Below are 5,801 nucleotides of genomic sequence, written 5' to 3' on the forward strand. Positions count from 1 at the left end.
GATTATAAAATAACGGACTAATCGCCAGCCCCAAAGAAGATATCAGCATTACTACTGGATCGCCCATAAAAGTGATACCAAGCATGATGCGATCGCGCAGTGGTGTATGCAACCTCTGGATCAAGAGCAAAATGGCTTCATCAAGATTATATGCATACAACAGTCCAGTGCCGCATACAAGAGCGCCAACAGCCCCCAATACCGGAATAAGTTGACTACCTGTTTGGTTTAATTGTCGCTGCATAGATATTTGAGGCAGTACGGCTGAATCAGATATGTTTCGATTATTACCCCCAACGGCAGCAGTATTTTCTTTAGTGCCAAAGGAATGCAACTTACTGTCTTCAATGACTGCGCCAGAAACAAGTGATTTACTGCTTTTTTGCCGATAATCTAAGAGGATGTCTTGAATAAGGAGAGCGATAGTATTTAAACTCTTATCTGGATGAAAGATAACAAGAACATTACCTGTGTAACTATTAGCACTAGCTCGTGAGATTATTTCCTCTTCTAATAATCTCGATTCAAGATATTTTTTAAGAGCTTCTGAATGATAAAGTCCATTTACCTTATACCTAACTCTTCCTTTAACAGCAGTATGTATTGCTTGAACCCAATGGTTTTGATTAGGAAGTTTATGAAAGTGAGGATTACCCATTTGTTATTGATAATAAAATGCTTTGACTGAAGGCTAGGGAAAAGAGATTTTCATGTTGCCTAAAAAATCACTTTGGTGTAGGTTGGGTTGAGGAACGTAGACCCGAAGGGGCTTCCCGCAGGGTAACCCAACATTTTCAAGGCTTTGTTGGGTTTCACGACCTTCAAGCCAACGTACAAATTTTCTTAAACGAGTAGTATTGGTTACTAGGGCTATTTCGTTCTAGACATAAACCGCCCAGAACTAAAGTTCCAGGCTAACAGCTAAAGTCCGTTAAAACGGACTATAACCTTTTCTCAGTCGTCTTTAGACCAATACAGTTCAGTTAAGCATTTCTTCCTTCTCTCTGCGTCCTTGGCGTCTTGGCGGTTCGTTAACAAAATTGACTTTGTAACACAGTTTTAGCCTTAACCCAAGCGTATTGTGATATAACGCAATACGCTTGGCTTTGTGAAAAATCGCTTTGTTGGGTTAAGCAAAGCGCAACCCAACAAAGCCCCGGAAATGTTGGGTTTCGTTCCTCAACCCAACCTACACAATTTAAGGTTTTTAGCGTTAACTGAACTGTATTGGTCTTTAGACGACTTTCGCTATTAGACTCAGAATTCATTCTGAGGCGGGCTAGATGAGAATGAAATAGCCCTGTATTGGTTACTGTATTAGCAACTACACAAGTTCAGGTTCGCTGGCAGATTTTAGTTTCAAAGGCTGGGAGTTGAACTCGCCATTGCCGCGCAATCGCCATCGCTTGTTAGGTAAGATAAACATGGTGGCAGATTTTAGCCTCTTAATTATGCTTCTTGAGGTAGAAAGTATCCGTTCCCAAACGTCTATCCTAAAGCTTCGATATACAATAACATTACGTGCTTGGTTGAGCTTGCGTGTACTATCAATTAGGTTGATTAGAGCATCAAAAATAGTCCCCACGATTGATTTTGCCATTACCTCTTTTGGCAAAACCACATCTTGGGCAGTTTGAATCAGGTTGACTAGATGCTCGCGCATTTGATTATCTGAAATTACACCTACTTTATAATTGATGACGATAGATGCAGCTTTCGGGTTAGCACGGACATTTGTAACTCTAGTATCAGATTCTATCGCTAACTTGAGTTGATTAGCATACTCAGTATCTCTCGCTAGCAGAGGAATACGAAAACGAATCCGCCCAGGAATTGTATGGACAATGCTATAGTATATCTTTTGGGATGGCGCTGTTTTCTTAGCTACGTTTTTAGCTGCCTTTTTTGGTGGTAAACGCAGGTTAAGACTAGCAGTTTTGTCAGAAGACGGTTTTCTAGAAGTCATAGTACTATTTTTTTATTTCAAAAAACAAAAAACGCAACCAGGCTTATATATTTATCAATTGATGTTTTAAGAGAGGGTTTTATTGAACTGCATTGACTTTACTTTAGTCATACCTATTTTTCTGATTGAAAAAATCTATCTCAGTATTGAATTTAACTGTCGCTGTTATCAGGTTGATTAAGTTTCTTTAACACTGTGCTTCACTAATAATCAAGAACAGAAACGTTGAAGAAGGCAGAAGGCAAAGGGCAGTTAGCAATATATTCGGGGATTCAGACTTATCCTAAATGTAAGCTATTAAATCCGAGATTTAGCTTTGTGCTTAAACCCCTGCTCCCTCCTACCTTCTACCTTGCTGATTAATGCTCTCTCCCCTCCCTGATTAGATTATTATCATTTTTATTGACAGGTGTTTCGGTACATAGACCTATTGACATGTAAGGGTTTTAATGTTTTACAGTTGAGTTACTATAATCTCAATTAGTAAAATCAAGAGTATGTATGAATTTACTTGATAGGAGTATTGCCCTGATTTCATGCAAGCTTTGCTTATTTATTTTACTTAGTTTCTAGGTATGTGTTTATGCAGCAAGGGTTAAGGTTACTAATTCAACTGGTACTAGAGTTTGCACCTGTTGTTGCAGAGCTAGTACAAAAGAGAAGTCAAGATTTAGCTCTGAGTAAATATGAACCGATTGAAGTAATTCCCGAAATACTCAAAGTTTTAAATTCTTCAAATAAAAAAAGCAGTTATGTTGAAGACTTTGAACAAGAAAGAATTTTCCAACAGCAATTAGTAGCCGACAATCACCAAGCACAATTAAGAATAGCCGCCCAAGAGCGAGAAACAGCGCTCAAGTTGCCAGAAGTCAATAAAATTCTTGATAGCTGGCCTTTAAGATTATACCCTTCACAGATTTTAGATCACACCAATTATGGGCGCACTCCACTAAAAATTTTTATCGCTCCTCCTCAAGTACATTTTGACCAGTTTGACGATAATATAAATGAAACAATTTCCCAAATTGAGTTAATGTTGGCTGAAGGATTACGAGATTTTCTTAACAAGCATTACTCTCTACACAGTCAAGTTAGACCAACAGAATTATTGGCAGGTGCTTGGGATAGTAAACGTTTTCACAGTGAATCAAGTATTAAGGCTCTGTTTGGAATGTTGAAAACAGAGCCAATTTTGATTTTAGAGTCAGAAAATGATGGAGATTATTTAAACTTTCGGATTGCCTACTGGGGTTTGGGACAAGGTAATTATTATTATAAAACAATTACTCGATTACCTTATCGAGATATTTTGGAAGAGTCTGCTAAAAGACGGGCGTTAGAATGGAAAAAAATTAGAGATGAACTCTTGGCATTGGGAGAAGAAAGCGAGGAAATTAATCACATTGGAAAAGAGAATGTTGTTAATTTGGCAGTTTTAGAAAAGGTAGAAAAATGGAATGAGAAAGGAATTGATATTAGTAAGTTATCTTTACAATATCAAGTCAATCGTCAGGATTTTGAAAATCTTTGCCAGGTTTTGATTACTTATCACTGTTTGGTTGCAGGTTGGGTAGCGGATGTTTACCACCTGGTTAATCATGGTGTACCTCCACTACTACCAGAGTTGCTGCCGAGTTTGCTGGGAGATACTTTTGATTTACAATCAGTACAAGTTATCGCCTCCGGTTACAAGCAAGTTTACCAAGCTCTGGAAAATGAGCGTTGTTACTGGATTCCAGAATTGGCTTTGCAATTAGCCAAGAGTTTATCTCATTTAAGCGATGCCTACGGCGGTAAACTACGCTCTTGGGCAAATGAACAGCTAAATTATTCTGTGAATACATGGTTACAACTACGCCAAATATCACTACAGGATTCTACAAACCCGCTTCAGGCAATGCAATCAGCCGTCAGCGTTAAAGATGAGGAATATGTAAAAAAGTTAAGAGAATATTTTATAGCAGTCGGTGATAGTCAGAGTCTTGCTGATGTTGAAGAAATTTTAAATTGCGTCGCCAACCTCAAACACCAAGTTACACTACAACATATCGTTCTCAGCCATACCTTAACTGGACATTTAGAAAAAGTGACATCTGTCGTCATTAGTCCTGATTCTGAGAGTTTAGTTAGCGGATGTGCAGATAAAACCATCAAAGTATGGAATCTTAAACCCGACAAACTTATCCGCACCCTCACAGAAGATTTAGGCGAAATTTCCTCTGTTTCGATTAGTCCTGATGAACATTATCTCGCTGTTGGTAGTTGCCAACACCCCAAAAGTAATGTTAGAGTATACAACCTCAATTCTGGCAAATTAATCCACACTCTGTTAGGACATCAAAAACCGGTTAACTGCATCGCCATCAGTCCTGATGGACAAATTCTTGCCAGTGGTAGCAATAAAATCAAAATTTGGAATTTGCATAAAGGCGATCGCATTTGTACCCTTTGGCATTCATCCGCAGTTAATGCTGCTGCTATCAGCCCTGATGGTACAATCCTTGCTAGTGGTAGTTCTGACAACAAAATTAGGCTGTGGAACCCACGCACGGGAGATCCGTTACGCACTCTCAACGGACATTTAGGTGGGGTGAAATCAGTAATCATTAGTCCTGATGGAGAAATTCTCTTTAGCGGTAGCACAGACAAAACTATCAAAATTTGGCATTTAGCTACAGGTAAAGTACTACACACCTTGACTGGACATTTAGAAGAGGTAAGATCCTTAGCTGTTAGTCCTGATGGAGAAATTCTCTTTAGCGGTAGCGCAGACAAAACCATCAAAGTTTGGCATTTGCGGACGGGAGAGTTACTGCAAACTATCACAGAACACTCAGGGGCAGTAAACTCTATTGCTATGAGCAAGGATGGTCAATTTATTGCTAGTGGTAGTTCTGATAAAACCATCAAAATTTGGCAGATCAATTAAGCTTTTTAGTTACTCGTTTGTTGATTGTTTTTGGCTAGTTCCGTGCAACTTAATAAAGCTATCAAAAGCATACCATGCTAAAACATACCAAGGAATAACTTCTAACTGCAACCCTTTATTAAGTAATTGCCGCAGCGAAAGACTAGCTAATCCCAAAGGGAAAAGAATTCGCAGATCAAAAGCACCATGTGTTGACTGTTTGACGCGCTGGTTTAAGTCAACAATCGCAGATGATACTCCGGCTGCTGCCTCGGTGTTCCCCTCGGTAACATCGGCAAAAATTATTCCTAAATCTTTAAGTGTTGCTAGCACATTTTCTAGACTGCCATTATTACCATCGTGATTGATAACAATACTCCCATGATGGACATTTGTCTTAATTTGATTAATGTGAGTATTTGCTGACAAAGCTTTGGCGATGCGTTGCATCTTTTCTGGTTGACGATGGGAATGAGCCACTCTCAACCGCAATCTTTTTGGAGTTGAACTTACAACTTTTGTAGATATCGGTTTTGGTGGTGTTTTGAAAGTGGGTTTGTCTAGAATTTCCGGCATTTTATTGTAAGTGCTATAACCATTTGTCAACATGTAACCACCTTTTTGACTTGTGTGATAGTGGATTCTTTGTTGTGGGTTTGTTATCTAATATTTTGCATTAGGGACTTCCAAAAAATAAATTATTCTATTTTCGTAGGGTGCGTTAGGTAGAACATCGTAACGCACCTTACTAATTTGATATTTTTGTAATTTGAAGTCCCCTATGGGTCAATACAATTCAGTTAAGCATTTCTTTCTTCTCTTCCTTTGCGTCCTTGGCGTCCTTGGCGGTTCGTTTCCTTATATATTTTTCACGACTCATTTAGGATTTTTACATATATCTCTGTATCAGTTCTAACTTTCGCAAAT

4 protein-coding genes are annotated in these 5,801 nt (G+C 38.6%); 1 reads left to right on the plus strand and 3 read right to left on the minus strand.

What is annotated here, in order from left to right; all coding sequences use genetic code 11:
* Both LC574_RS22975 and LC574_RS22980 read right to left on the minus strand, forming a co-directional pair.
* A partial coding sequence (locus LC574_RS22975) for an HMA2 domain-containing protein (RefSeq protein ID WP_368736723.1) occupies positions 1-658 on the minus strand: 658 nt, incomplete at its 3' end.
* Positions 659-1,324: 666 nt separating this feature from the next.
* Entirely contained in the window at positions 1,325-1,966 is a 642-nt protein-coding gene (locus LC574_RS22980; RefSeq protein ID WP_229455869.1) for an HMA2 domain-containing protein, read from the minus strand.
* A gap of 583 nt (positions 1,967-2,549) precedes the next feature.
* On the opposite strand from LC574_RS22980, the gene LC574_RS22985 reads away from it, so the two are divergent.
* Positions 2,550-4,895 carry a WD40 repeat domain-containing protein gene (locus tag LC574_RS22985; RefSeq protein ID WP_229455873.1) on the plus strand — a complete coding sequence of 782 codons (2,346 nt, stop codon included), beginning with the start codon at positions 2,550-2,552 and terminating at the stop codon, positions 4,893-4,895.
* Between the two features lie 9 nt (positions 4,896-4,904).
* Here the strand turns inward: LC574_RS22985 and LC574_RS22990 are convergent, their stop codons facing one another.
* The gene (locus tag LC574_RS22990) at positions 4,905-5,450 is read right to left on the minus strand and encodes an HMA2 domain-containing protein (protein WP_229455874.1); all 546 of its coding nucleotides are present in this window, start codon (positions 5,448-5,450) and stop codon (positions 4,905-4,907) included.
* Between the last annotated feature and the right edge of the window lie 351 nt (positions 5,451-5,801).

Origin of the sequence: Nostoc sp. CHAB 5715 (genome assembly GCF_020829685.1) — a bacterium.
Classification (GTDB): domain Bacteria; phylum Cyanobacteriota; class Cyanobacteriia; order Cyanobacteriales; family Nostocaceae; genus Nostoc.

Excerpts from the sequence above, each read along its gene's own strand:
- LC574_RS22985 (WP_229455873.1), top strand. The coding sequence starts at position 2,550 with ATGCAGCAAGGGTTAAGGTTACTAATTCAACTGGTACTAGAGTTTGCA.
- LC574_RS22990 (WP_229455874.1), bottom strand. The coding sequence starts at position 5,450 with ATGCCGGAAATTCTAGACAAACCCACTTTCAAAACACCACCAAAACCG.
- LC574_RS22980 (WP_229455869.1), bottom strand. The coding sequence starts at position 1,966 with ATGACTTCTAGAAAACCGTCTTCTGACAAAACTGCTAGTCTTAACCTG.